Genomic DNA, 26,315 nt, shown 5'->3' on the forward strand with positions numbered 1-26,315 from the left:
GCTCCGGGCCCGGACGCGCACCGGGCCGGCCGGAGGGACGGGGCCGACCGGATTCGAACCGGCGTCCTCGCGGTTTTGGAGACCGCGCGCGTCGACCTCTGCGCTACGGCCCCGTCCGCCCGGCATCGTAGGCCACCGAGCGGCCCGCAGGCCTCCGCGTCACCTGCCGTAGAGGAAGAAGCGGGCGGGGACGAAGACCTCGTGCCCGGTCGGGAAGCGGACCCGCACCCCGGCCTGCGTCCAGGTGGTGGATTCGATGCCGTCCTTCCCCAGCGCGGTGTCGATGTCCACCCAGTGCCCGTAGGTCTGGACGTTCTCCCTGCCGATCACCATCTTGTACGAGTGCCGCCCGGACGGGGTGTGGGAGTGCACGAGCGCGAGCGAGTGCGGGACCCGGTCGGCGTAGACCACCCCCGAGGGAGCGTCGCTGCGGTACGTCACCTCGGTCCGCGGCCACCACAGGACCGTCATGACCACGGAAGTCAGCACGACTCCCGCCACGCCGCCCAGCAGTGCCGGGCGGATTCCGGCCCTGCGGCGGCGCCCTGCGGTCGGATCGGGTCGGTCTGCGGTGAGCGCGTCGATGATGCCCCTCCAGGATCGGCCCCGCCCCGGACCGGCTGACCGGAGGCGGCTCTACGGGTAGGACGCGCAACCGGGGGCGATCGGTTGTGGACGGCTTCTTTCCCGCTCACGGCCGGTCACGTTCGGTGAGATCCGGGGGGTCCGGCGGTGAGCCGTCCCATAGGACCCAGGTCACATACGAACCGGCGTCGTAGGCCCCGGAGGCCCCGTGGGCACCCGCTCGGAGGGGGGCCGGCGGGCCGCCGCTGCGAGGGTGGCTAGTAGGCGGGGTCTTTGCCAGGCGGTCGGGGCGTCGGTAGAACTGGATGAGTCGCCGGGCGGCACGGGTGCTTCACCCGCCGCCCTGGATCCCCTCTCCTTTGCGTGAGTGGTTCACGCACGTCTTCGGCGTGCCCGCGACGGTCCTTGTCCCCTTCGGAAGGTTCCCTCCGTGTCCAACGCCGTCATCCGCCGCATCGCCGCTTCGAAGAAGACCCTCGCGGGTACCGTCCTCGCCCTGGGTGTCGCCGGCTCGATGCTGGCCACCGTTCCCGCGCAGGCCGCCCCGATGAACGCCAAGGCGATCGCCCAGCAGATGATCAAGGACCCGGCGCAGTTCGCGGCCTTCGACAAGATCGTCTCCCACGAGAGCGGCTGGGACTTCACCGCCACCAACGCCTCCTCGGGCGCCTACGGCCTGGTCCAGGCCCTGCCGGCCTCGAAGATGGCCTCGGCCGGCTCCGACTGGAAGTCCAACCCGGCCACCCAGATCAAGTGGGGCCTGGACTACATGAACTCCCGCTACGGCAGCCCCGTCGGCGCCTGGAACTTCTGGCAGAACAACCACTGGTACTAAACCACCCGTGGACCGCGCACAGCGCACCGAAGACACACGCACACACAAACGCATACGCAGACGAAAACGCCCGGCCGGGACCAACCCGCCGGGCGTTTTCGCATGCCCGGGCGCTTCGGCCCCGGGCCGCTCCCTCCCCCGGGCGGGGGAGTGGGGATCAGCCCGGGAAGGGATGTGGGGGTCGGCCCGCCGCGGCGAGGCTCGTGTCATGACTTCGAAGATCCTGACGTCGAACGTTGCGACGGTCTGTGGCTGGTGGGCGGGTGTCGCGGGTGCCCTCGCGGTCGGGGCCGGGCTGCTGGAATCCCGGCCGCCGCTCGCCGTGTGGGCCCTCGCGGGAGCGGCGGCAGCGGCGGGCGCGGGGCTCGCCGCACGGGCGCGCGTACCGCTCTGGGCGGCGTGCGGGCTGTCCGTCACGGCCGGCTGCACCCTGCTGATGGACGTGATCGCGCTGCTGTTCGGGCAGCGCGTGGACAGCGTGACGGGGGCGGTGGCCCACGCGCTGGGCCTGGTGGGAGCGCTGCTCACGGGCGCCGTCGCCATGGCAGTCACCGGGAGGCGGGACGTGGCCGCGGGAGCCCCGACAGGTCCTCCGGGACGGTGGATCCCGTACCTCGGGGTGCTGACCTTCCTGCCGTACGTGGCGATGAAGCTCCACTGGGCCCTGGGCGGCACCTTCGCGGGGGTGAGCGGGGCCGAGGTGCTGGCGGAGTCCGAGCGGAACGGGGCCTCGGGGCTGTGGCTGACCCTGGAACGGTGGGGGCTGGACGCCACCGTACTGATGGCCCTCGTGGGGATCCTGCTGCTGTTCTGCCTGATCCGGCCGTGGGGCCTGCGCCTGCCGCGGTGGCTGCCGCTGACCCCGGCACTGATCGGGACGGCCACGCTCGTGCCGTACGGGCTGCTGGGGCTGGGATACCTGGTGCTGGCGCAGACGGGAGCGGTCGGTATCTCTTCCGGGGCCTTCCACTCGGAGGACGACACGCTCCTGGTGGCGTGGATCGGGTACACGGCCTTCTCCGGCTACGGGGTGGCCCTGCTGGCGGCGACCCGCTGGTACTGGCGTCGCACCCGTGAGCACGGAGGGCCTACGCCTCTCCGGCGGCCCTGATCCGGTCGAGAACCACCGTATAGAGGGGGCGCCGGTCCGGCCGGGCGTTGCCGGCGGCGTGCCGGAGGGCGGGGACCGCCGCCGTACCCATGCCCACGAGCCCCTCGGCCGCGGCCTTGCGGACGGCGGGATGGGGGTGCCCCAGCAGACCGGTCACGGCGGGGGCCGCGGGTGCCCAGTTCGCGTGGCAGAGCGTCCGGACCGCTGTGCGCACCAGGTCCGGCTGGGGGTCGTCCAGCAGGACCGACGTGTGGTGCAGGTAGGTGGGGCGGTCCAGCACGGCCCGCGAGGTCCGGTGGGCGTGCAGGCGAACCCCGGGCTCGGGATGGTGGAGCAGCCCGTCGATCAGCTCCCGCAGCGCCGGGTCCCGGTCCGCGTCCGGACCGCGGTGTCCCGCCACCAGCCGCGTGAGCGCCCGGCGCACCTCCACCGGATCGCCGCCGCGGGCCAGCTCCAGCAGCTCCTGCCGCGACGGAGGCACCGACGCCTGCGCCGGCGCGGCCGGGGCACGGCGGCGGAGCGCCGCCAGCGCGGCGGCGTCCTGCCGCGCCGCGTCCGGGCGGCGCAGCGGACCCTCGACGAGGAGCAGCCGGCCGGCGAGGTCCTCGCGGCCTTCGGTCCGCAGCCGGCGGCGTACCCGGCTCAGCGCGGGGGTGCGCAGCAGGGGGCGTCCGAGGAGCAGGTCGAGGAACCCCCACGCGCCGGCGTCGAGGCGCTCGCCGAGCCGCTCCGCCAGTACGTCGGCGGGGACCGCGCGCAGCGCCCGCCCGGCCGCGGAACTGCCGGACGGCGGGTCGTTCTCCCACCATTCGAGCAGCAGCGGGACCAGCGGTTCCAGCTCCTCTGCTTCCAGCCGGGCGGCCACGAGCGCCACCCGGTCGTGCAGGATTCCGTCCGCGCGCAGTTCCGCCTCGTCGACGGCGGGCAGCGCGCGGGCGGGGACGGCACCGAGGGGGAGGTCGACGCGGCCCCGCAGGTACGCGCGGAGCACGGCCAGCCGGGCCTCGGGCTCCGGCCACCGCGCGAGCGCCACGGCGGCGGCCCGCCGGCGGTCCGGAGCGGGGGCCCCGAGCATGTCCAGCAGGCGCTCCCGCAGTGCGGCGGAACGGGGCTGGTCGAGGTCGTCGACGCGTACGGTCCGCGGCGGCGGCACCGTGGCGCGGGCGGTCTCGGCGATGGTCCAGGGGGGCGCGTCGAGGGGTTGGACGTCCGTCATCCAGTCGACGAGCGCGGCGCGCACCTCGGGGACGGCAGCGGGGTGGACGCCGATCAGGGCGTCCAGGGTCTCCCGGGACCCGGGGGCGCCGTCCCGCCGTTCGCGGAGTCCGCGCAGTTCCTCCAGCGCCTTCGGCGAGCGCACCGCGGCGTCGAGCGCGGCGCGCCAGGGTCCCGCCCCTGCGGCGGCACGGACCCCGGCTGCGGGGGAGTGCGGGACGGCGAAGGCCTCGCGCAGTACGGCGGCCTCCGCCTCCCGGGGGTCGGCCCCCAGTCGGGCCGCGGCGAGCGCCTCATCCAGGTCGGACCGGACCGGTACGGCGCCCAGGGCGCGCAGCAGCGTCAGGGTGGACCGGCTCCCGGCGGGTGCGGGGGGCAGCGCGCGCACCGTGTGGGCGACGGCAGCCTTCCCGGCCGCCGCGAGGGTCGGCGCGACCGCTTCGAGCACCGCGAGGAGGGCGTCCCGGTCCGCGGCCGAGGCCGCGTCCGGCCCGGAGAGCCGGGCGAGTGCGGCGAGCCCGTCGAGGAGGACGTCCGCGGACCGGCCGAAGGCCGTCAGTTCCCCGGCCGTCCACGGCGCGGGGCAGAGCCGCAGGGTGAGCCGCAGTACGGGACGTGCCCGGACGGCGGGTTCGCGGCCGGCCAGGCGGAGCCAGTCCGCCAGCATCGGCCGCAGCGTCCGCAGCCGGTCGGGGCGGGGCGGTTCGGGCCGCGCGGCGAGACGGAGCGCGGCCGAGGAGTCCCACCCCTGCTCCGTCAGCCTCCTGACGTCGTGTTCCGCCCCGGTGTCGGCCATCGGCGGCGGTGGCGCCGCCGCGGTGATCCCGTGGCGGGCCATGGCCGTCGACAGGTCCCCGGCCGACCCGGAGGCGAGGGAGATCCGGCCGCTCGCCAGCAGGGCGAGGAGGGTCGGCGCGACCCGTGACGACTGGCCGTCCAGCGCGAGGACCGAGCGCGCCGACAGCGTGCGGTCGAGGGCCTCCAGCAGCAGTTCGCGGGTGCGGGCGTCCTCGCCGTGTTCGGCGGCGGCGAGGACGGTCGCCGGGTAGGCGTCGCCGAGGATGCCGCGCAGGGCCTCGACGAGCGTGCCGCGCAGGCCCGGATTGTCGTGGCGCCCGAGCCAGTGGAGCAGCGCCGGTACGGCCAGGGGCGTGCCCGCGGCGACCAGGACCTGGGCGGCGGTCTTCTTGACGTTCATGTTCGGATGGCCGAGGCAGCGGGCGATCGCGGTCGCGGCCCAGCGGGCCCGCGCGTGACCGAGCGCCAGCAGCGCCTGCCGTACCGTCTGGACGTCCTGGGCCGCCGTCAGTGCTATCAGGGTCGCCGACAGCGCCTGCGCGTCGTCCCCCGTGGCGTCGCGGGCGAGCAACGCGATCACGTGCTTGCGTACGTGCCGGTCGCGGTGGCGCAGCAGGCGGTGCACCCGCGCACGGGTGCCCGCGTAGGGGGCACGGAGCAGGAGTTCGAGCAGGATCGCCTGCTCGCCGGCCGCCAGTCCGGGCCGGTCCAGCAGGTCCAGTGTCATGGTCGCGGCGAGCGCGTTCCCGGCTTCCGCCGCGGTGGTCGCGTCGAGCAGGCAGGAGGGGCGGATCCGTCCCCGCTGGTGGAGGCGACGGCCCAGGCCGTACACGGCCTCCAGGACCTCCTGGGGCACCACGGGCTCCCCGGCCGGACGGCCGCCGTCCGAACGCGGGGTGCCCGCGCCCGGATCGGGGGACGCCGCCAGCTCGGCCACGACGCGCAGGAGCAGGTCGGCCATGACCGGCAGCGTGCCCGCGCCGCCGTGGGCGGCCAGCCTGCACAGCGCGGCCACCGGCTGGTTCCGGTCCAGGTGGGAGCTGAGGAGGGCCAGTTCCCGTTCGTCCGGGCCGCCCAGGTCCACGGCGATACGAGGAGGCAGGCCGGCGGGATCGAGACGGACGAGGAGGGCGCGCCGCTGTGCCGGATCCTCGGTCAGGTGCCACAGCACTTCGAGGGCGCGGTCGCGCACGGCGCGCAGATGCGGTGCGATCACGCCCGCGCCCGCGCTTCGTTCGCGGTCCGATGCCGGGGCGGCCGGGGCGGCCGGGTCGGATGCCGGGGCCGGGGCCGGGGCTTCGGCGAGACCGAGTCCCCGCCTCAGTACGGCCGTCGTCCGGGGCCCGCCGACGGCCTCCAGGGCGGCCAAGGCCGCCGCGGGCACCGACGGCAGGAGGGCGATCACGGCTTCTTCGGCCTCCGCGTGCCGCAACGCCCGGATCGCGTCGAGGAAGGGACCGGGGTCGGGAGCCGAGGGAAGCAGGCGCGCGATCGCGTCCCCGATCGGAAGTTCCTCCGCCCCCTGGCCGGCCAGGGCGACCAGCAGCGCGATCCGCCGCGGCCAGCCCGGATCGTCGGCGGGTGCGTCCACCAGGACGCGGAACACCTCCAGCCGGCAGGTGAACAGGACCGTCGCCACCTCGTGGGGCGCGATCGTGTGATCGGCCATGGCCAGACCGAGGACGGACGGCACGTGGACGGTGTCGGCGAAGTGCCCGCGCCGGTGGAGCCCGCGCAGGCACGCCATCGCGGGCCCGCCGAACAGCAACGGGTCCCGGGCGGCGACGGCGGTCAACGCGCCGATGTCACCGCGGTCCGCCAGGTCACCGAGCAGTTCCATCCCGCGCCTGCGGAGCCCCGGCGGCAGATCCGGGTCCTCGACGACCCGCCACAGCAGACCGGCGTGCCGGTGACGGGCCGCGGCCGTGAGCGCGGCGTCGGCCGCCGCGGGCCGTGCGGCCACCGAAGCGGCCGCGAGGAAGGGAGACAGGAGCCCGGCGGGCAAGGGGGCCAACGCGGCCCACGGCTCGCCGAGTTCCTCCAGTGAGGCGGCGGCGACGTCCGCGCCGACGGAGCCGAGGAGGCCGGTCAGATGGCCGCGCACCAGTACGGGGGCCAGCAGACCGGCGTGCAGCCCCTGCCGGGCCAGTCGCAGCGCGGCGGCCTGCAGCACCGGGTCGCCGCTGTCCGCCAGCTCGTCCACGAGCTGCTCGGGGCGGTGCGCGTCGGTGAGGGTCGTCTCCCGCACGGCCTGGTACAGCAGTTCGCCCGCAGGCTCCTTCCGGACCACCGTCGGCTCGGTCAGCAGCTCGGCGCGCAGCCACGCGATCCGCACCCGCGCCGGCAGCCCGGCCCCACGCCACGCGGGCACGAGGGGCTCCCGGAGATACGGCCCCAGTCGCGCGTGGAGCCCCGCCAGCACGAGCGCCGCCTCCGGCGGGCCCTCCACGGACGCCGGCAGCAGCTCCGCGAGCTCGGCCATGGCAGCCCCGTCGCCCGCCCGGACCGACGCGACGCGCTCGGCCAGCAGGATCAGCCCCAGATGCCGCACGCGGGGATCCCCGTGCCGGACCAGGGGCCCGAAGAGGGACGGCGGGCAGAGCCGCGCGTCGACGTGGCCGGACAACCAGCGGACGTCGGCCCGGCGCACCGCGTCACGGAAGGATTCGTCTGCGGGCGTGATCACCGTCGGATGCTAGCCGGGACGCTCCCGGCACCACCAACGGGATTGCGCCGGGACCGCCGTGCACTGCTCCACCGCCCGCTTCCGCAGCACGGCCACGTCCCCCGCGTCCGGATCGCCCATCAGCACGAACAGCTCCGGCCGTTCGCGCGTCCCCGCCACCTGCCACACCGACTCGGCGTCCTCGCATCCGGGAACGCTCACGGCCACGCCCGTCCGGTCGCCCGGAGCCGCCTCCACGGGTTTCCACGTCCCGCGCCCCGAACAGCGGCGCACGACGTCGAAGCCGTCGTGGACCGGCAGCTCCCGCGCCGTCACCTCGCCCCGCGCGCCGAGTTCCAGACGGACGCCGTCCCCCGTCCACGTACCGACGTACGAGGCCTCCACAAGGACCGGCGGCCGGTACGCGGGCGCCGTGGCGCCGGAGAGGAAAGCGGCGATCAGCGCGACCCCGATCGGCCCCAGCGCCCACAGCCGCACCCTGGCCCTCGGCACCCGCCGCATCCGCGCGAGGACCGCCACCGCGACGGGCAGTACCCCGGCGGCCGCGATCCAGCCGAGCGCGGCGGCGTACGGAGTCCCGGCGAGCAGGCGCACGGGCAGGGCGTACCCGCCCGCGAGCAGACCCACCACCGGAAGCGCCCACCAGGGCGTAAGGGTCCTCCCCGCCCCGGCCGACCCCGCCCGCGGCGAGCTTCCCCGCCCGGCGCGGGCGGGGTCGGCCGGGGTGGGGGCCGACGTGCGGTCTCGCCGGAGGGGAGGTGCGATGGAAGCGGGCGGCGAATCCGGGGCCGCCCGGTGGACGACCGGAGCGCGGTGGTGATCCTCGTGGGTGCGCTGGGCGGAGCCGTGAGCAGACGCAGCCGCCCGGGGTCGGGGAGGCGGACGGGCAGGGCCCGCGCGCCGGTCGGCGCCGCGTGCCTCGTCCTCGTCCTTGCCCTCGGGGCCCGCGCCGCGACCGACGGCTCCGAAGCCCCCGGTGCGCACTGTTCGCCGGGCTGGGTGTGCGGATGGACCGGTCCCGGGTACACGGGCGTGGTCAGCCTGGTGGCCACGGACATGCCGCGCTATCCCGAGACGACCGCCTACGTGGGGTTCAACGACGGGGCGTCGGTGTGGAACGGTGCCGGCACCCGCAAGGCCGACGGCGCGCTGCGGGGCCGGTGCGTCACCGTCTACGACAAGCCCGGCTACACGGGCAAGAGCCTGACCGTCCTCTCCGGACGCGGTATCGCGCAACTTCCGGCGGCCTTCGGACACATCCACTCCGGCCGGTTCCACGACTGCCGGGTGTCCTGAGCCCCGCCCCGCGGGCGACCGCGTCGGCCGGGTGCCCGGAACTCAGGGCAGGCCGCGCCACCGCCGCGACCGGGAGATGAGCAGCACGGGCAGTCCCACGATCCACACCAGCCCGCCGATGAGGATCACGCCGCTCCAGAAGGCCGATCCCCGGCCGGCTCCCGGGGCCACCCGGGCCATGAGGAAGAACGGGCCGAGGGTCAGGGCGGGACCGGCCACCCACCAGATCAGGTAGGTGGCCAGGACGTCCCGTACGCGTACCGTCGACCGCCCCAGGACGCGATAGGCGGTCGTCGACGTACTGCCTCCCACGGCGCCCGGCGCGTACTCCGTCGGCCCCACCACCAGCCGGTACCGCCGGAGCGGTACGACCGGCATGTAGCTGATCACGAACCACTCGGTGGCGTGATGGCTGCCGTCGGGCCGGCGGTGGCTGAACCCCAGGTACTTCGTTCCGATGCCGTTCCACGTGGACACGCCGCATCCCCCTCGCCAGGACCGTGCCACGCGTTCCCGGGCGGGCCCGCGGCCGACACGTCCCCACGGTAGGGGCGCGGCCGCGGCGTGGCAGGAATTCGGCCGACCCGGCCGAGGAACGGAGCGGGTTTGACCGACAGGCGTTCGGCCTTGGTCGTGGTGTTCGGGTCGCCGCGGTAAAGAACCGGCGGCCGCCGCGCCCGGCTCAGGACGCCGACGGGCCGTCGAGGGGGATGTCCAGCAGGTCGGCCACGGAGGTGAGGGCGGCGCCCAACGGGAGGGCGACCCGGGTGAGGGCGTGCCGGTCTCCCCGCGTCGGGTCCCGGTTGACGATCAGCACCGGCTTCCCGGCTTCGGCGGCCTGGCGGACGAACCGGAGACCCGACATCACCGTCAGTGAGGAACCCAGGACCAGGATCGAGGTCGCCTCACGCACGAGGGCACGGCAGTGCTCGACCCGCGACGGCGGCACGGACTCGCCGAAGAACACGACGTCGGGCTTGAGGACGCCGCCGCACGCCGCGCAGGGCACCACCCGGAAGTCCCCCACCTGTTCGTCGGTGAGGTCGGCGTCACCGTCCGGGTTCATCGCGGCGGCCACGGGCTCGAAGCCGGCATTGGCCTCCTCCAGCCGTCCGGCGAGTTCCCGGCGCGAGCCGGAGGAGCCACAGGACAGGCAGACGACCCGGCCCAGGCTCCCGTGGAGTTCCACCACACCCTCGCTGCCGGCCGCCTGGTGCAGACCGTCGACGTTCTGGGTGATCACCCCCGAGAGCAGGCCCTGCCGTCCGAACGCCGCCACGGCCCGGTGCCCGGAGTTCGGCCGGGCGCGGCCGAACGTCCGCCAGCCGAGGTGACTGCGCGCCCAGTACCGCCGCCGGGCCTGGTCCGAGCCGGTGAACGCCTGGTACGTCATCGGGGTGTGCCGACGCAGGCTCCCGTCCTCGCTCCGGTAGTCGGGGATGCCCGACTCCGTGGACAGGCCCGCCCCGCTGAGCACCAGCACACCGGCCGCCCGCAGGGCGGCGGCGACCGGCGTCGGATCCTCGGTGCCGGGCGGCGCGTCCTCGGCGGGTGTCCAGCTCAGCGTGGGGCGCATGCGCATGCCGCCCAGGGTACGGAAGGGGCACCGCCCCGGCACAGGCCGGCGCCGAACCGCCCCGCGGTGCCCCGGAGGGCAACCGACACGGGTACGGGCGGTCACGTCGGGTGAGGTCCGGGGGTCCGTGTGGTGACTCGGCCCATAGGGCCCACGTCACACACGATCCGGGGTAGTAGAGGTCCACGGGGTCGGTGTCGCCGCCCCAGACCGGCTCCGGCCTGCACGGATCCTCCCCGCCGCGCCCGGACCCCCGGGTGTCCCGCTGCGAGGGTGGCTAGTAGGCGGGGTCTTTGCCAGGCGGTCGGGGCGTCGGTAGAACTGGATGAGTCGCCGGGCGGCACGGGTGCTTCACCCGCCGCCCTGGATCCCCTCCTTTGCGTGAGTGGTTCACGCACGTCTTCGGCGTGCCCGCGACGGTCCTTGTCCCCTTCGGAAGGTTCCCTCCGTGTCCAACGCCGTCATCCGCCGCATCGCCGCTTCGAAGAAGACCCTCGCGGGTACCGTCCTCGCCCTGGGTGTCGCCGGCTCGATGCTGGCCACGGTTCCCGCGCAGGCCGCCCCGATGAACGCCAAGGCGATCGCCCAGCAGATGATCAAGGACCCGGCGCAGTTCGCGGCCTTCGACAAGATCGTCTCCCACGAGAGCGGCTGGGACTTCACCGCCACCAACGCCTCCTCGGGCGCCTACGGCCTGGTCCAGGCCCTGCCGGCCTCGAAGATGGCCTCGGCCGGCTCCGACTGGAAGTCCAACCCGGCCACCCAGATCAAGTGGGGCCTGGACTACATGAACTCCCGCTACGGCAGCCCCGTCGGCGCCTGGAACTTCTGGCAGAACAACCACTGGTACTAAACCACCCGTGGACCGCGCACAGCGCACCGAAGACACACGCACACACAAACGCATACGCAGACGAAAACGCCCGGCCGGGACCAACCCGCCGGGCGTTTTCGCATGCCCGGAGCCCGTTCCGCCAGGCTCGCCGGGGCGGGCGGCCGAAGGCTCGCGCCGGGATAATGGGAGCTTGTGGCCCTCACGTTCTTCGACGCGGGACGGCTGGCGCGTGATCTGTACGCCGCCGCGCGCCACGACGCGGGCACCGGCGGGCGGGGGGCCGGGATATCCCGGGTACTCGCCCCCCTGCTGCCCCACGACGGGCTCAGCCTGGTGGCCACCGATCCGGCGACGGGGCTCGGCCTCGGGAGCTTCAGCTTCTGGCACGAGTACGCCCCCTCACTCGTCACCGACCTCGTGATGCACCGCTACCGGGGCGGCGACCCCTGCCGCCCCGCCGCGCTCGCCGGGCTGGCCACCCCGGCCACCGTCGTGGGCCCGCCCGGCGAGGGCCCCGCGGACCCGCGGGTGCGCGAGATCCTCACCGCGAACGGGGCGGGCTCCGAGTTGCGGCTCCTCCTGCGGGACCGGCACGGGGTATGGGGCTCGCTCGGGCTGCTGCGCTGCGCCGGTGCCTGCCCGTTCGACCGGGACGACCTCCAGCGGGCGGCCCGCATCGGCCCGGCACTCGTCACCGCCCTGCGCCGTTACGTGACCGAGGGCCCCCTCTTCCCCGTGGCCCCCGCGCTTCCCGCCGGGGTGGTGACGGTGGGCCCCGACCACACGATCAGCGCCGTCAGCCCACAGGCGCGGGAGTGGCTGGACCGCCTGTCCTCACCGAGCGGGCACGCCTTCCCGGAGTGGATCCCCGACGCGTTCCTCGTCGCGCTCTCCCTCGCCGCACGCTCCCGCGCGCATGACGCCGACGCCTGGGTTCCGGTGGTGTGTGTGCCTCCCGTCGTCTGCGGACGGTGGATGACCTTCCAGGGCCAGCCGCTCGACGCGGACGCCGACGGCGATGTCGCCCTGGTCCTCCAGGGGGCGGCCGGCGACCTCGTGATGCCGTCCTTCTGCGCCTGGTACGGGATCACCCCGCGCGAGCGCGCCACCCTCCGCGAACTGCGCACGGGCGCAGCCGTCAAACAGATCGCCCGGCGCCTCGACCTGTCTCCGTACACGGTCAACGACCACCTCAAGGCCCTGTTCCGCAAGACGGGCGCCGACGGACGCGACGAACTCATCGCCGCGCTGACCCGCTGAACCCTCCACCGCAAGCCTGTCCATCCCCCACTTCAGGGGGTCGCGGCGGCGCCGGTCCGGCCCACGATGAGAAGGGAAACCCCCCACCTCATCGAAGGGAAACGGACATGACGCACACCAATCTCCGTGAGCCCGCGACCGGCAACGCGGCCGCCGGCGGCAACGGCAAGGCCGCGTCCGACAAGGCGATCGCGCCCAGCGGGGGCGGCAGTCGGGGCGAGGCCCGGGCGGACTGGCAGCCGATCGGCTACTACTACAACCTTCGCGGCCACGGTGTCTTCGAACAGCTCCTGCAAGCGCCCGGCGTAACGGCGTACACCGGTGTGTTCGCCACCGTCGCGGAGGTGTACCCGCCCAGCGACAAGCCGTTCATGGGAGGCGCGGTCATGACCGTGCACAACGTGGTGCCGCTCGACGGGGAACGCGTGGAGATCCGCGTGGACACCGGCTGGCCGGACGACCTTCCCGTCAGGGTCCAACTCCTGTACTGGGCCTGACCCCGGCAGGACCGCCCCGCGGAACCGATCACGATGCCGTCACGGCTCGGACGGGCACGACCTGCCCGTCCGAGCCGTGACGGCCGCAGGGCGCCGCCGGGCATCAGCCCATGAGCAGGAGCCGGGTCTGCGGTACGAGCTTCCGGTTCACGCTGGTGCTCTGTACGAAAATCGTGAACTCGTCGTTGTGGTCCGGCTTGACGCGGACCTCCGTGCCGGGCAGGCCCAGCAGGGCGCGGGCCTCGGGTCCGGTGTAGACCCGGTCGGTCTTCTTCTCCAGCACCGCGATCTGCTTGCGCGCCTGGATCTTCTCCGACTTGCTGAGCTGGTAGAAGGCCCCACCGGTGCGGTACGTGTGTCCGCACTCGACGACCCACTCCCGGATCGCCGCGTCACGGTCCACCGGGAGCAGCCGGTACTGACCCGGGTCCACCGGGGTGAGGCCGGCCGCCTTGATGGTGTCCTTGTTGACGGCCTCCGCGCCCACCGAGAACACGGCCCGCGATCCCCGGATGCCCTTGGTGCGGCCGACCATGAACTTCTCGGTGGCGTCCCGGATGACCTGCCCGGCCTCCTCCAGGCCCTGCGTGCTGGTGGCGTCCCAGATGGCGATGTTCTCCTTCGGGAAGCCGTACTGCATGGCCTCCCGCTTACCCATCTGGTCGGGCACGAGGACGGCCAGGGTCCAGTTGTCCTCCTGCTGCGCGATCATCTCGGCCACGGCCCCCACCAGCGCGCGCGGATCGCTGCCGGGCGCGTCCGGGCAGCGGTGGCTGGCGTTCTCCTGACCGTCGGTCAGCACGAACGTCAGGAAGCTGTGGTCGCCGTACAGCTGGGCCGTCTGGGCCAGTTCGCGCTGCGACTTCAGGGCGGCCGCCAGCAGGGCCGTCATTCCCCCCACCCGGTACAGCTGCTTCAGGGACGGCATCCGCAGCACGTCCTTGTCGTAGATGACGCACTGCACGGTGTCGGCGAACACGTACACCGTGACGCGGGTTTCCTGGTCCAGCTCCTGCGACCGGCGGGCCAGGTAGGCGATCTGCTGGTCGGCCACCTCGATGACCTTGCCGCGCATGTGTGACATGGACGAGCTGGCGTCCAGCACGAGGGCGACGTGATTGATGTAGTTCTGGTTTCCGGACATGTCCGCTCCCCCTGGTCGCGTTTCGATGTCCTCACCTTCGCACCCGCCACTGACAATCGACCGTGGCTCCCGGATCGCGCCGGACGCCCCTCGGTGCTACCGCGGGGGCCAGGGGACGTCGGTCTCTACCGGCCGGTCGTAGGCGACGCCGTCGAGGCCCCAGCCGTACAACTCCCGTACCTGCGCCATGAACCAGTCGGCCCCGGGCCGGGATTCCGCGAGGCCCCGTTCGGGGTCGGCCCAGAGCGCGCGGACGCGCTCCTGCACCCGCTCGTCGAGTTCCCAGCCGTCGAGGCGGATCCGGCCCTGCCCGTCGAGGACGAGCGGGGCGTCGCCTTCGAGCTGGTCCCACAGATCGGCGGCCTGCTCCGCGGTGGTGCGGAACCCGTCCTCGCCGAGGACGGTGCGCAGGAAGGCGGTGTACAGGGCGATGGAGGGGATGGCACTGGAGGCCTGGGTGACCGCGGCGCCGGCCACGACGGTGAAGGCGCGGCCGTCCTTCTCCTTCAGAAGGGGGGAGGCGTTCAGGTCGCGGGCGGTCCGCTCCAGATGCTCCTTGGCCGCGCCGATGGTGCCCTGCCGGTACACGGGCGCGGTGACCTCGGAACCGACGTAGGTCAGGGCGGCGGTGGTGAACTTCTCGGCGAGCAGGCCCCGGTCGGCCAGCGCGTCGACCCACAGGTTCCAGTCGTCGCCGCCCATCACGGCCTCGGTCGCGCGGGTCTCCTCGTCGGTGGCGGGTTCGATCCGGGCCCGTGCGACCCGTGGTTCCGGGCCGGAGAAGTCCAGCGCGGGTGCCTCGTACGCGCCGCCGAGCGGCTTGATCACGGAGTGGTGGACGGTGCCGGTCGCCGGGTCGGTGCGCCGCGGGGCCGCGAGGCTGTAGACGAGGTGGTCGACCGGCCCGTAGTGCTCCGCCAGAAGGTCGCAGATCCGGTTCTTGGCCTCGGTGGAGAAGGCGTCGGCGTTCACGAACCGGATGTCGTGCCCGCCGTCGGCGGCGAGTTCGGCGGCGGCCGCGGTGCGGTACCAGCCGGCGGTCGCGGTGCGGCGCCCGTTGTCGGGCGTCTCGAAGGCGACGCCGATGCCGCGGATGCCGTGCCGGCGCAGTCCCGTGAGGAGGGTGGCGAGTCCGTAGCCGGCGGAGTGCCCGAGGATGAGCGCGACCGGGCGGCGGCCGGCGGCGCGCGCCGGGATGGCGTCCCAGGTGCGGCGCACGCTCCGCGCGGCGCCCTCCGGGTGGGAATTGACGAGCAGGAGTCCGCGCTGCTTGGGCTCGATCTGGCGAAGGCTCACGAAGGATCCGTTTCGTCCGGGGCGGGGGACGAGGAGCCTGCGCGGGTCCGCGACCGTGCGCGGGCGGGCGCTCCCCTCGTCCGGGATGAGGACGGGCGGCCGTGCCGCGGGGCCGGTCACCGGCCGGGCCGTCGGACCGGGGTCCTGCTCCGGCCGCCCGTCGTCGACGAGCGTATCCACCGTCCGGACGGGTGTTCATGACAGAGCGTCACACGGAAATGCCGCCGCTCCTTGTCGTGTCCGGCATTGACATCGCGACCTTGATCATCGGCTGCCGAGGTCGGCCAGGACCTCGCGGGCGGCTCTGGCCCCGGAGGCCAGCGCGCCCTGGAGGGAACCGGTGGCCCGGTGGTCGCCGCAGACGTACCGGCCGGGGCCGAAGCGGGTCGTCCTGGTCAGGAGCAGTGGCGGGGGCATGGCGGGCAGCGCGTCCCGGACGGTGCAGCGGTGCACCGACTCCCAGGCATCGGTGTCGGTGTCGTACGCCTCCGCGAGCGCGGCCCGGACCGCCGCCTCCTCCGCGGCGCCGGGAGCGCCGAGGACGGAAGTGGAGATCAGGGCCCGGCCGTCGGCCGCGTAGCCGGAGTGGACCTCGCTGAGCACACAGGTGTTGAGGAACCGGCGCCGGGTGTCGACCAGCAGGGTCGGCTCGGGCAGGGGCGAGCGGGCGGCGGCGTGGTAGAGGGTGGTGACGGTGCGTCCGGCGGGGACGGTGAGTCCGGGCAGCAGCCCGGCCGCCGCCGACTGGCCGGTGGCGACGACGACCGCGTCGGCCCGGCGTCGCGTGCCGTCGGCCAGGACCACACCGTCCTCGGCGAGGCGGGCGACCGCGGTCCCACGGCTCAGCACACCGTCGGGGAGGCCCTCGGCGAGCTGGGCGGGCACCGCGCCGATCCCGTCGGCCGGCAGGCACAGGGTGCCCCGGAGCATGCTGCGCCACACGAAGTGGAGGAACCGGGAGGAGGTCTCCAGCTCGTCCTCCAGGAACACGCCGGACAGGAAGGGCCGGAAGAAGGACTCGACGAGATCGGCGGAGAATCCCGCGTCGGCCAGTGCGGTCAGGGTGGTCCGCTCGGGGCGCGCCCGCAGCCGGCGGGGAGGGAGGAGGGCGTCCCGTGCCGTCAGGACCCCGAGCGCGGCCAGGTCGCGGGCCGAGGCCAGCCGGCCCGGAAGCAGGTCGCGGCTCTCGCCGGGGCGCCGGGTGGGATCGGTGAACCGGCGCAGGCGCCCGCCGCCGGTGTGCACGAGCACGCCCGGGGTGAAGGGACGCAGGCGCAGCGGCCTGAGCGCGATGCGGCGTTTGACCTGCGGATAGGACGTGTTGAACACCTGGAATCCGCGGTCGAGGACGAAGCCGGAGACCCGGTCGGTGCGCATGCGCCCACCGACCGTTTCGGCCGCCTCCACCAGGCTGACGCCGACGCCCGAGGCGAGCAGGTCGGCGGTGCAGGCGAGTCCCGCAGCGCCCGCACCGACCACGACCACGTGCTTGCCGCGGCCCTGTCCGTCTCGCCCCATGTGCGATCACCCTCTCCTCGGCCTCCCGGTCCCCCTCGTGGGGGAGACGCTACGTCCCGTTCTCACCGGGGGCCGGTTCGCCACGGCGGGGCCCGTCACCGCCCTCACCCCTCTCCCCCCGCTTCGCCCGCGGCCGGGCCCCTGGATGCACCGGCCGGCCGCGGGCCGGTGGTGCCGGGACGAGGTAGAGGTGGTCGCGGTAGCACCAGGCCCAGTTCTCCCCGCTCCTGTACGACTCGGCGATCGGGTGGGACGAGGACTGCGCGTGCGCGTGGGCGTGGCGGCCGGGGGAACTGTCGCAGCAGCCCACCTCTCCGCAGGTCAGGCAGCGCAGCAGCCGGTGCCAGGTCGTTCCGAGCGCCAGACAGGCGGCGCAGCCCCGCTCCGCTCCGCGGTCGGTGGGCAGGAGGTCCTGGTCGAGGTGGGCGCAGGTGGTGCCGTCGGGCCGCCCGCCGTCGGGGGCGGTGGTCCAGCGGGGGGCCTGCCCGTGGGCAGCGGTCATGGTGTTCCTCCTCCGGGGTGCTGCCGGGTGGCGGTCGGGCGTCCGGGCCACCAGAAGCGGTTGCCGGTCAGCAGGACGAGTGCGGGTACCAGGACGGTACGGACGAGGAGGGTGTCGAGCAGCACCCCGATGCCGACGATGACGCCGATCTGGGTCAGGGTGATCAGCGGGAGGACCCCGAGGACCGCGAAGACGGAGGCCAGCAGGACGCCGGCGCTGGTGATCACACCGCCGGTGACGGTCAGGGCGCGCAGGACCGCAGTGCGGGTGGGGTGCCCGGAGAGGGTCTCCTCGCGGGCGCGGGCGATGAGGAAGATGTTGTAGTCGACGCCGAGGGCGACGAGGAACAGGAAGGACAGCAACGGGACGGTGCTGTCCAGCGCGGGGAAGCCGTAGACCGTGCCGAAGACGATCCGGCCCGCTCCCAGCGCGGCGAAGTAGGACCCGATGACGGTGGCCACCAGGAGGACGGGGGCCACCAGGGAGCGCAGCAGTGCGGCGAGGACGAGGAAGACGATGGCCAGGACGAGCGGGACGACCAGGCGCGTGTCGTGCGCGGTGGCCCGTTCCACGTCGTAGTTCCCGGCGGTGGTGCCGCCCACGAGCGCATCGGCCCCCGGAATTCCGGCGAGACGCGTGCGCAGCGCGCGGATGGTGTCGTCGGAGGACGGGGTGCCGGGTGCGGCGGCCGGCACCGCTTCGGCGCGGGCGTACCGGTCGGTGCGCTCCGTGGCGGTGACGTCCGCGATGCCGGGGGTGCGCCGCGCCGCCTCCAGGACCTCGTCGGCGGCGGCGGGGGAGGAGATCAGGGTGAGCGGCTCGCCCGCCCCGGCGGGCCGGACGGTGGCGAGCGTGCGCTGGCCGAGGACGGCCTCGGGGGTCTTGCGGAAGGAGTCCGCCTGGGCCAGGCCGGTGTGCAGGCCGAGGCCGCCGGAAGCGAGGGCCACGAGGGCCGCAGTCCCGGCCAGCGCGACGAGTGCGGGACGCCGGGAGACGGCGGTGCCGATGCGCGACCAGATGCCGCCGCGGTCGACGGCCCGGGGCTCGCCCCGCCGGGGTACCAGCGGCCAGAACAGCCGGCGTCCCGGCAGGACCAGCGCCGCGGGCAGCACCAGGAGGGCGAAGGCCATCGCGACGAGGATGCCGACGGCGCCGGCGAAACCCAGTCCTCGGTTGCCGCCGAGCTCGGCGGCCAGCAGGGTCAGCAGGCTCAGGACGACGGTGGTGCCGCTGGCGAGGACGGAGGGGGCGGTGCCGCGCCAGGCACGGGCCATGGCGGTGAAACGGTCGGCGGTGAGGTGGAGTTCGTCGCGGTAGCGGGAGACCAGCAGCAGTGCGTAGTTGGTTCCGGCTCCGAAGACGAGCACGGACAGGATCCCGGCGGACGAGGCGTCCACCTCGATGCCGGCGTGCGGGGCGAGGGCCCCCACCAGGCCCGCGGCGAACCGGTCGGCGGAGGCCACCACGAGCAGGGGGACCAGCCACAGTACGGGGCTGCGGTAGGTGATCAGGAGCAGGACCGCGACGACGGAGCCCGTGGCGATCAGCAGGGTGGTGTCGGCCCCCTCGAAGACGGCCGCGATGTCGGCCCGGAACGCGGGTCCACCGGTGACCTGGGCCCGCAGGGGGGCGTCGATGTCCTCGGAGGCGGTGGCGCGGATCTCCTCGATCCTCGCGGTGTTCTGCCGCTCGCCGGTGTCGGTGGCGAGCAGTACCGGGACCGTCGCGACCTTGTTCCCCGTCACCTCGGGGCGCGCCGCCCCGGGGACGAGGCCCAGGGCGCCGAGCCGCAGGGCCCGTCGGTCGATCTCCGCGCGCTGGGCGGCGGTCAGGGGAGCGCCGTCGGCGTTGCTGTAGACGACGACGGCGGGCGCCACCGCGCCGGACGGGAAGGTCTCGACGATCCCGGCGACCCGGGCCGACTGCGAGGAGGCGGGCAGTGCGCCGCCGCCCGAGTCCGTGGTGGCCGCCCCGGAAGGACCGAGGGCGAAGGCCGCCGCCAGGCCCGCGACGGTGAGCAGGAGGACGAGCCAGGCGTACGCCCGCGGGCTGCTGCGGGGGCCGGTGCCAGGGGCGGAACGGGTCGGCTGACGGTCGGGGACGGTTCGGGACACGGTGGCGCACCCTCGCTCAGTAGTTAAGTAACTTAGCTAATTTCACCGTGACAGACTTGACGCCATGACGCAACACCAGCCACGCGACGAGGCGGCCCACACGACTGCGGGGCGGCCCGGGGGGATGCCGGAGTCCGACGCCCTCGCGCAGGCGCTGCGCGAGGTGCTGACCTTGACGCAGCTCGCCCGCGGGGTGTTGGCGGAGCGCCTGGAGATGCCGCTGACGAACGTCGAGGCGGTGGAGCACGTGATGCTGGCCAAGGGGGCGGGAGAGCCGATCGGACCGGCCGAACTGGCACGCAGGCTCGGCGTGACCACCGCCGCCGGCACCCAGTCGGTCAACCGCCTCGTCTCCGAAGGGCACATGAGCCGGGCCCCGCACCCCCACGACGGGCGGCGCCAGGTCCTGGACGTCACCGACAGCGGCTTCCGGCACGTCATGGGCGAACTCGCGCCCCTGCTGGAGGTGCTGTTCGAGGCGTCCGACGGGCTCAGCGAGGCCGAACGGCAGGGAGCCCTGGCCTACCTGCGGAACGTGGCGCGTGCCTATCGGACCTACTTGGAGGCCCCGCGGTCCGGGTGAAGGGCCCGCCGACCCGGGCCCGACACCGGACTCGACCCCGGTGGTGGGCCGCGGGTCGGGAGGCGGCGCGCGGATGGCCGAAATTGATCAGGTGTCATGCACGCGTCTGATCCAATCGAGCCATGGCTGACACGGTTCGATCTCTGGGTCCATTGGTTCGGGTGGACGGGCGTTGGATGATCGGCGATCCCGGGCGGCCGGGCGGCGGCGCCTGGGTGGAGTTCCGCGAGGAAGGCATGTGCGCCCACGCGCGGGACTCCTCGACGGAGCTGATCCCCTGGTCGAGGATCATGCTCGGCATGGGCGTCGTCGTCGGCGGCAAGTTCCCGTCCAGAGGCGAACAGGTCACCCTGCTCGGCATGCTCGCCGGCCTGCGGGGCCCCTTGAAGGGGAGGCGGGGCGGCTATCTGCACATGACCGTGCGGCACCCGTACGAGGACCGCCAGATCTTCTTCGACCGCCATCCGCACTGGTATCCCGTCGCCGACGTGGTCTTCCTCGAAGCCCTGCTGTCCGGCCTGGTCGCCGAGGGCGAGATCCACCGGCTCGCGGACACGGCCTGGCTGGACCGCGCGATCGCCGGCCTACCACCGCTGAAGGTGATGACGACGGGGTCCGCGCTGCAGGAACTGGTGGCGCGGGCCACGGAACGGGGAGCGGGCTGAGCGATTCGGCGCGGGCGCCGCCGCGCTCCGGTCCCGTCAGGGACGTTGCAGCATCCTGTGGCGCAGGCTGTCGTAGATCGGCTCGCTCTCCAGGTGGTCGGCGGTGACCGTCGCCGCGAAGCACGCGAGGAGCAGCGGGAGCCACAGCGAGAGGGTGCCCGTCATCTCCGCGACCAGGACGATGCCGGTGACCGGTGCGCGGACGACTCCGGTGAACAGCGCGGCCATGCCCACCACGGCGAACGCGGCCGGCCCCGGCGCGGGGGAGGGCAGCACGGGCGCGGTGAGCGCGTGGACCAGCGTCCCCCACAGGGCGCCGAGGGCGAGGAGCGGGGCGAAGAGCCCGCCGGGGGTCGCGGCCGCGTAGCTCAGCGGGCCCGCGACGAACCGGACGGCGAGGTAGACCGCCAGTGCCGTCACGCCCGGGCCCGCCGCGCCCAGCAGACGCTCCGTCAGCACGTCCCCGCCGCCGGCCAGCAGCGGGTCCGCGGCCATCAGCGCGCCGACCACGGCGCCGATCGCGGCTGCCCGCAGTGGCGCCGGTACCCGCGTCATCCGGTCGCACAGCTCCAGCGTTCCGACGACCAGGTGGGCGTACGCGGCGCCGAGGGCCCCGGCGGTCGCGCCGAACAGCAGGAACGCCGGCAGCGTCCACAGCGGTGGGCTCGGCAGGTCCGGCATGGGGAAGGCGGGGGCGTCGCCCACGATCAGCCGGGTGCAGCTCACGGCGGTGACCGTCCCGAGCAGGGTCAACAGCACCAGACGGGGGCGGAACGAACGGGTCACCTCCTCGCAGACGAACAGCAGCCCGCTCAGCGGGGCCGAGAACGCGACGGCCAGGCCCGCCCCGCCGAGCGCGGTGTGCAGCATCCGGGCGTCCTCGGTCCCGAGCCTGCCGTGCCGGCCGGCCAGGACCCCGATGGCGGCGCCCATGTGGACGGTCGGGCCCTCCCGCCCCAGGACCAGGCCGGAGCCGATCGCGACGAGACCACCGGCGAACTTCGCGGGGAGCAGCCTCCAGGGGTGTGTGTCGCTCTCCTGCCGCCATACCGCTTCCACGTGCTGGATGCCGCTGCCGGCCGCGTACGGGACCCGCCGGGCGATGAGGTGGGCGACCAGCGCGCCCGACGCGGTCAGGGCGATCGGGACCAGCACTCCGGCCGCTCCGAGCCCGGCGGCGGCCGTCAGCAGCGTACGGCGGAGCGCGTCGGCCCGTTCCAGGCACCACCGGAAGCCGCCACCCACCAGCCCGACCAGGCATCCTGCCGCAGCCGTGACCGCGAAGGCGCGTACGTCCGCTCCGAGAGGCCGCCGAACCCCGGGCATGGGCCACCCTTCCTGCGAGTCCTGCGAGCCGCGCGGACCTGTCGGCCCAGTCTCCCCGCTCGGACGGCCCGCGGTGGCGCACCGCGCCGCGTCCGGCCCGCCCGCCACCCCGACCGGCCGAACCGGGCCTCCACGAAGGCGGCGGACTCGATGCCGGCCCCGGAATAGATCGTCCGCACCTCCTGTTAGCGGGTATAGTTGAATTGTCAACAACCTTGGAAGGGGAGCCATGCAGTTCGGGATCTTCACCGTCGGTGACGTCACGCCCGACCCGACGAACGGGCGCGTGCCCGGCGAGCACGAGCGGATCAAGGCGATGCTCGCCATCGCGCAGAAGGCCGAAGAGGTCGGTCTGGACGTCTTCGCCACCGGTGAGCACCACAACCCGCCCTTCGTCCCCTCCTCGCCGACCACGATGCTCGGCTACATCGCCGCGCGCACCGAGAACCTGATCCTCTCCACCTCGACGACCCTGATCACCACGAACGACCCGGTGAAGATCGCCGAGGACTTCGCGATGCTTCAGCACGTCGCGGACGGCCGCGTCGACCTGATGATGGGCCGCGGCAACACCGGACCGGTCTACCCCTGGTTCGGCAAGGACATCCGCGACGGCATCGACCTCGCCATCGAGAACTACGCGCTGCTGCGCCGCCTGTGGGACGAGGACACCGTCACCTGGAAGGGCAAGTTCCGCACCCCGCTCCAGTCCTTCACCTCCACCCCCCGCCCGCTGGACGGAGTGGCCCCCTTCGTGTGGCACGGCTCCATCCGCTCGCCCGAGATCGCCGAGCAGGCCGCCTACTACGGCGACGGCTTCTTCCACAACAACATCTTCTGGCCCCCCTCCCACACCCGGCAGATGATCGAGCTCTACCGCCAGCGCTACGCCCACTACGGCCACGGCACCCCCGAGCAGGCCATCGTCGGACTCGGCGGCCAGGTGTTCATGCGGGCGAACTCCCAGGACGCGGTGCGCGAGTTCCGCCCCTACTTCGACAACGCCCCGGTCTACGGCCACGGCCCCTCCCTGGAGGAGTTCACCTCCCAGACCCCGCTGACCGTCGGCTCGCCGCAGCAGGTCATCGAGCGGACCCTCTCCTTCCGGGAGTACGCGGGCGACTACCAGCGCCAGCTGTTCCTCATCGACCACGCGGGCCTGCCCCTGAAGACCGTCCTGGAGCAGCTCGACCTGCTCGGCGAGGAGGTCGTGCCGGTGCTGCGCAAGGAGTTCGCGAACCTGCGTCCCGCCGGGGTGCCGGACGCGCCCACGCACCGGGCCCGCGTGACCGCGGCCCGGGAGAACGCGGAGGAGGGGACGCGGGCATGAAGATCGTCGTCGTATCGGCGGGGCTGAGCTCACCCTCCTCGACCCGCCTGCTCGCCGACCGCCTCGCGGCCGCGACGCTCCGGCACGTGGACGCCGAACCCCAGGTGATCGAAGTGCGGGAGCTGGCCACGGAGATCGCCCAGCACCTCGTCACCGGGTTCCCGCCCGCCCGCCTGGCCGCCGCGCTCGACGCGGTGGCCTCCGCCGATGGCCTGATCGCCGTGACCCCGGTGTTCGCGGCCTCGTACAGCGGCCTGTTCAAATCGTTCTTCGACCTCATCGACAAGGACGCGCTCACCGGCAAACCCGTCCTCGTCGGCGCGACCGGCGGGACGGCCCGGCACTCCCTGGTCACCGAACACGCCCTGCGCCCGCTCTTCACCCACCTGCGCGCACTCGTCGTGCCGACCGCCGTCTACGCGGCCTCCGAGGACTGGGGCCAGGAGGGTCTGGCACGGCGGATCGACCGCGCCGGCACCGAGCTGGCACGCTTCGCGGCGCCCGCCCCCGCGCCGACCGCCCCGGACGTGGACACCGCCACCGCGATCGCACCCCGTTCGTCCACGGGGGCGATCACATCGGTGGACCCGGCGGACGGCTTCGCTCCGGTGCCCTTCGAACAGCGGTTGGCCGCGCTGCGGGCCGGACTCACCGCATGACCTCACCACGTGACCGCCGGGCGGCCGCCCGGCGGCGGGCCGTGTCACCCGGAACGCGCAGTCACCCCTCCTTCGCCTGCGGGAGGGGCGCGGCGTGTGGTTTCCTGGGCCCCGCCACGCAGCGTCACGAGATGACTGCATGAAGTGAAGGGGATGGTGTCGTGAGCGTTCTGGACATCAAGCTGGACCGGTCGTTCGATGTCTTCGACTCGGACCGGGACGGGCGGCTCGTCAAGTCGGACGTCATCGGTCTCTCGGACCGGCTCGCCGAATCGCACGGCCTCGCCCCGGACGCCCTGGCCGCACTGCGGGAGTCGCTGGCGGACCTCTGGGACACCGTCTTCCAGGCGATGGACAAGAACGACGACGGAGGGGTGGACCGGCAGGAGTTCCGGGCCGCCTTCCGGGCGCGGATCGTCACGGACCGGAACAGGATCTGGGAGCGCATCAGGACGATGAGCAACGCCTGGACCGAGCTCGCCGACCGCGACCGCGACGGCATGGTGAGCCGTGACGAGTACACCTCGCTGCTCCACGGCATGTTCCGCCTGCCCCGCGAGACCTTCGACGAGGCCTTCGACCGGCTGGACGTCGACGGGGACGGGCAGTTGAGCCGTGACGAGATCAGCTCCGCCATGAAGGAGTACTACACGAGCGAGAACCACGCGGCCCGCGGGAACCAGTTCTTCGGCCGCCTCTGAGGGGTCCGCAGGGGGGTGCCCGCGCACCCCCCTGACGCCCGCCCGCGGGGACGTTCCGGCAGCTCCGGAGCCCGCGGGCCGATTCCCATCGCCTCCCCGCTCGTTGAACGCAAGAGGAACCCGATCTCCCAAGACCTATCTGGAGGACCTCTTGATGGCCGCCGAAGCCGCACTGCCGGTGATCGTTCTCTCCGACTCCGATCCGCTCCGCCGCCACGAGACGGCCGAGCTGGTGCAGAGCTGGTACCGGACCTCGTTCCGCGTGCTGCAGGTCGGGAGCCCGGCGGAGGTGGTCCGGGCGCTGAACTCGCTGGCCGAGCGGCAGGTGCCCGTCGCGGCCGTGCTCGCCGACGAAGCCCCCGAGCCCGGGGCGGCGCACCCCGGCGTGCGCTGGCTGTCGCTGACCGGGCTCTGCGACGCCGTGCCCGGCGCGCGCACCGCGCAGGCCGCGGGCGACGGGAACCCGGCCGAGCACCTCCGCGGCGCCCTCGACGACTCCCTGTGCACCTGGAACGCCGCCTTCCGCAGCGATCTGCCGACGGCCGAGGTGTCCGGCAGCCGCTTCTCGCCCGCGGCCTACGCGGTACGCGACTTCCTCGGCCGCAGCGACGTGATCTTCCGCTGGCTGCCCGACGAGGACGTACGGGACGCCCCCGTGCGCGTCCGCCTCGGCGACGGCACCGAGCTGGTGGACCCCTCGATCAGCGAGCTGGCCGAACGGCTCGGGCTCATCCGGCCGGCCGAACAGGACCACTACGACGTCGCGGTGATCGGCGGCGGCCCCGGAGGGCTCTCCGCCGCCGTGTACGCCGCCGCCGAGGGCATGAGCGTCGTCGTGATCGAGGACGACGCCCCCGGCGGGCAGGCGGGATCGACCTCACGGATCGAGAACTACCTCGGGTTCCCCGTGGGCCTCACGGGCGGCGACCTCGCCCAGCGGGCCCTGCAACAGGCCCGCAGGGCCCGCGTCGAGTGGCAGCCCACCCGGGTGGCCGGCCGGGTGACCCCGACCGGCACGGGCGACCACGCCGTCGAGTTCACCAAGGCGGGTACCGAGGAGAAGGCCTCGGTGACGGCGGCCGCGGTGGTCGTCGCCACGGGCGTGGACTGGAACCGCCTCACCGCCCCCGGCGTCGACCGCCTCCTCAACTCCGGCGTGTACTACGGGTCCTGCCTGTCCGACGCCCCCTCGACCGTCGGGGAGGACGTGTACATGGTGGGCGCGGGCAACTCCGCCGGACAGGCCGCCCTGTACTTCGCGCGCTACGCCCGCAGCGTCACCCTGGTGGTGCGGGGCACCGACCTCGGCGCCTCCATGTCGAGCTACCTGGTGCAGCGCATCGAGCGGACCCCGGGCCTGAAGGTCCTGCTGGGCACCGAGGTGGCCGAATGCCTCGGCGGGAACACCCTCACCGGGCTCCGGCTGCGCGAGCGCACGGGCGCCGAGCGGACGGTCTCCGCGCACTGCCTCTACGTGCTGATCGGCGGCCGCCCCTCGACCGACTGGCTCGACGGCACGCTCAGGCTGGACGACCGGGGCTACGTCCTGACCGGCAACGGCGGCGCCGGGCCGGAGGCACTGCCGATGGAGACCAGCCTGCCCGGAGTCTTCGCCGTGGGCGACGTCCGCTCCGGATCCGTGAAGCGGGTCGGTGCGGCCGTTGGCGAAGGCGCCGCGGTCGCCCAGTCCCTGGTCGAGTACCGGCGGCGCCACCCCGGGCGCTTCCAGGACGCGCGGGCGTCCTGCGGCTTCTGACCCCGGCCGGTCGGCCGGACGGCCCCG

The 26,315-nt window shown here is 74.0% G+C and carries 23 protein-coding genes and 1 tRNA gene; 12 read left to right on the plus strand and 12 right to left on the minus strand.

Annotation, left to right across the window (positions count from 1 at the left end; genetic code table 11):
• Positions 1 to 38: 38 nt before the first annotated feature.
• Both SLAV_RS35855 and SLAV_RS35860 read right to left on the minus strand, forming a co-directional pair.
• A tRNA-Trp gene (locus SLAV_RS35855) sits at positions 39 to 113 on the minus strand.
• Between the two features lie 46 nt (positions 114 to 159).
• Positions 160 to 489 carry a hypothetical protein gene (locus tag SLAV_RS35860; protein WP_234333621.1) on the minus strand — a complete coding sequence of 110 codons (330 nt, stop codon included), beginning with the start codon at positions 487 to 489 and terminating at the stop codon, positions 160 to 162.
• Positions 490 to 1,015: 526 nt separating this feature from the next.
• Between SLAV_RS35860 and SLAV_RS35865 the strand changes: the two genes are divergently transcribed.
• Complete coding sequence (locus tag SLAV_RS35865) at positions 1,016 to 1,420, plus strand: aggregation-promoting factor C-terminal-like domain-containing protein (protein ID WP_100661137.1); 405 nt, start codon at positions 1,016 to 1,018, stop codon at positions 1,418 to 1,420.
• Between the two features lie 208 nt (positions 1,421 to 1,628).
• Positions 1,629 to 2,531, plus strand: a complete 903-nt coding sequence (locus SLAV_RS42750; RefSeq protein ID WP_234333990.1) for a hypothetical protein — start codon at positions 1,629 to 1,631, stop codon at positions 2,529 to 2,531.
• Here the strand turns inward: SLAV_RS42750 and SLAV_RS35875 are convergent.
• Together SLAV_RS35875 and SLAV_RS41230 are read right to left on the minus strand one after the other, a co-directional pair.
• The gene (locus SLAV_RS35875) at positions 2,509 to 7,230 is read right to left on the minus strand and encodes a HEAT repeat domain-containing protein (protein WP_030242071.1); all 4,722 of its coding nucleotides are present in this window, start codon (positions 7,228 to 7,230) and stop codon (positions 2,509 to 2,511) included. The genes SLAV_RS42750 and SLAV_RS35875 overlap by 23 nt on opposite strands.
• Positions 7,231 to 7,239: 9 nt before the next feature.
• A complete protein-coding gene (locus tag SLAV_RS41230) occupies positions 7,240 to 7,860 on the minus strand; it encodes a hypothetical protein (protein WP_030242074.1) in 621 nt (206 codons plus the stop codon).
• A 165-nt stretch (positions 7,861 to 8,025) separates the two neighbouring features.
• Between SLAV_RS41230 and SLAV_RS41235 the strand changes: the two genes are divergently transcribed.
• Positions 8,026 to 8,526: a peptidase inhibitor family I36 protein gene (locus tag SLAV_RS41235; RefSeq protein ID WP_030242076.1), complete on the plus strand. Its 501-nt coding sequence runs from the start codon at positions 8,026 to 8,028 to the stop codon at positions 8,524 to 8,526.
• A 42-nt stretch (positions 8,527 to 8,568) separates the two neighbouring features.
• Here SLAV_RS41235 and SLAV_RS35890 read toward each other — a convergent pair whose 3' ends face one another.
• Both SLAV_RS35890 and SLAV_RS35895 read right to left on the minus strand, forming a co-directional pair.
• Positions 8,569 to 9,003, minus strand: a complete 435-nt coding sequence (locus SLAV_RS35890) for a hypothetical protein (protein ID WP_030242077.1) — start codon at positions 9,001 to 9,003, stop codon at positions 8,569 to 8,571.
• 205 nt (positions 9,004 to 9,208) lie between these two features.
• Positions 9,209 to 10,108 (minus strand): NAD-dependent protein deacetylase, encoded by a 900-nt coding sequence (locus SLAV_RS35895; RefSeq protein ID WP_030242079.1) that lies wholly within the window; start codon positions 10,106 to 10,108, stop codon positions 9,209 to 9,211.
• Positions 10,109 to 10,550: 442 nt separating this feature from the next.
• On the opposite strand from SLAV_RS35895, the gene SLAV_RS35900 reads away from it, so the two are divergent.
• From SLAV_RS35900 to SLAV_RS35910, 3 genes are all read left to right on the plus strand, one after another.
• Complete coding sequence (locus tag SLAV_RS35900; protein ID WP_100661137.1) at positions 10,551 to 10,955, plus strand: aggregation-promoting factor C-terminal-like domain-containing protein; 405 nt, start codon at positions 10,551 to 10,553, stop codon at positions 10,953 to 10,955.
• Between the two features lie 174 nt (positions 10,956 to 11,129).
• A complete protein-coding gene (locus SLAV_RS35905; protein WP_030237080.1) occupies positions 11,130 to 12,197 on the plus strand; it encodes a helix-turn-helix transcriptional regulator in 1,068 nt (355 codons plus the stop codon).
• Between the two features lie 107 nt (positions 12,198 to 12,304).
• Entirely contained in the window at positions 12,305 to 12,694 is a 390-nt protein-coding gene (locus tag SLAV_RS35910; RefSeq protein WP_100661138.1) for a hypothetical protein, read from the plus strand.
• Positions 12,695 to 12,797: 103 nt separating this feature from the next.
• Here the strand turns inward: SLAV_RS35910 and SLAV_RS35915 are convergent, their stop codons facing one another.
• From SLAV_RS35915 to SLAV_RS35935, 5 genes are all read right to left on the minus strand, one after another.
• The gene (locus SLAV_RS35915) at positions 12,798 to 13,838 is read right to left on the minus strand and encodes a vWA domain-containing protein (protein WP_100661139.1); all 1,041 of its coding nucleotides are present in this window, start codon (positions 13,836 to 13,838) and stop codon (positions 12,798 to 12,800) included.
• Between the two features lie 96 nt (positions 13,839 to 13,934).
• Positions 13,935 to 15,314, minus strand: a complete 1,380-nt coding sequence (locus SLAV_RS35920) for an enoyl-[acyl-carrier-protein] reductase FabV (protein ID WP_335341812.1) — start codon at positions 15,312 to 15,314, stop codon at positions 13,935 to 13,937.
• 84 nt (positions 15,315 to 15,398) lie between these two features.
• Positions 15,399 to 16,652, minus strand: coding sequence for an NAD(P)/FAD-dependent oxidoreductase (locus SLAV_RS35925; RefSeq protein WP_030237087.1), 1,254 nt, complete (start codon positions 16,650 to 16,652; stop codon positions 15,399 to 15,401).
• Between the two features lie 49 nt (positions 16,653 to 16,701).
• The gene (locus SLAV_RS35930) at positions 16,702 to 17,154 is read right to left on the minus strand and encodes a UBP-type zinc finger domain-containing protein (protein WP_063760351.1); all 453 of its coding nucleotides are present in this window, start codon (positions 17,152 to 17,154) and stop codon (positions 16,702 to 16,704) included.
• The gene (locus SLAV_RS35935) at positions 17,151 to 19,268 is read right to left on the minus strand and encodes an MMPL family transporter (RefSeq protein ID WP_199922216.1); all 2,118 of its coding nucleotides are present in this window, start codon (positions 19,266 to 19,268) and stop codon (positions 17,151 to 17,153) included. Before SLAV_RS35935 ends, SLAV_RS35930 begins: the two co-directional genes overlap by 4 nt.
• A 64-nt stretch (positions 19,269 to 19,332) precedes the next feature.
• Here SLAV_RS35935 and SLAV_RS35940 point away from each other — a divergent pair, with 64 nt between their 5' ends.
• Positions 19,333 to 19,851, plus strand: coding sequence for a MarR family winged helix-turn-helix transcriptional regulator (locus SLAV_RS35940; RefSeq protein WP_078950558.1), 519 nt, complete (start codon positions 19,333 to 19,335; stop codon positions 19,849 to 19,851).
• Between the two features lie 176 nt (positions 19,852 to 20,027).
• Positions 20,028 to 20,516: a hypothetical protein gene (locus tag SLAV_RS35945; RefSeq protein ID WP_051841286.1), complete on the plus strand. Its 489-nt coding sequence runs from the start codon at positions 20,028 to 20,030 to the stop codon at positions 20,514 to 20,516.
• Between the two features lie 36 nt (positions 20,517 to 20,552).
• On the opposite strand, the gene SLAV_RS35950 is transcribed toward SLAV_RS35945, so the two are convergent.
• Positions 20,553 to 21,842, minus strand: coding sequence for a ClC family H(+)/Cl(-) exchange transporter (locus tag SLAV_RS35950; protein WP_051841287.1), 1,290 nt, complete (start codon positions 21,840 to 21,842; stop codon positions 20,553 to 20,555).
• Between the two features lie 229 nt (positions 21,843 to 22,071).
• On the opposite strand from SLAV_RS35950, the gene SLAV_RS35955 reads away from it, so the two are divergent.
• The 4 genes from SLAV_RS35955 to SLAV_RS35970 all read left to right on the plus strand — a co-directional run bounded on the left by SLAV_RS35955 (position 22,072) and on the right by SLAV_RS35970 (position 26,288).
• Positions 22,072 to 23,172, plus strand: a complete 1,101-nt coding sequence (locus SLAV_RS35955) for an LLM class flavin-dependent oxidoreductase (protein ID WP_030237100.1) — start codon at positions 22,072 to 22,074, stop codon at positions 23,170 to 23,172.
• Positions 23,169 to 23,831, plus strand: coding sequence for a CE1759 family FMN reductase (locus tag SLAV_RS35960; RefSeq protein ID WP_030237102.1), 663 nt, complete (start codon positions 23,169 to 23,171; stop codon positions 23,829 to 23,831). The genes SLAV_RS35955 and SLAV_RS35960 overlap by 4 nt, the downstream gene beginning before the upstream one ends.
• A gap of 161 nt (positions 23,832 to 23,992) precedes the next feature.
• Entirely contained in the window at positions 23,993 to 24,532 is a 540-nt protein-coding gene (locus tag SLAV_RS35965; RefSeq protein ID WP_030237105.1) for an EF-hand domain-containing protein, read from the plus strand.
• A 154-nt stretch (positions 24,533 to 24,686) separates the two neighbouring features.
• On the plus strand, positions 24,687 to 26,288 hold the full coding sequence (locus SLAV_RS35970) for an NAD(P)/FAD-dependent oxidoreductase (protein ID WP_051841288.1): 1,602 nt from the start codon (positions 24,687 to 24,689) through the stop codon (positions 26,286 to 26,288).
• Positions 26,289 to 26,315 lie beyond the last annotated feature (27 nt).

This window comes from Streptomyces lavendulae subsp. lavendulae (assembly GCF_002803845.1).
GTDB lineage: Bacteria > Actinomycetota > Actinomycetes > Streptomycetales > Streptomycetaceae > Streptomyces > Streptomyces lavendulae.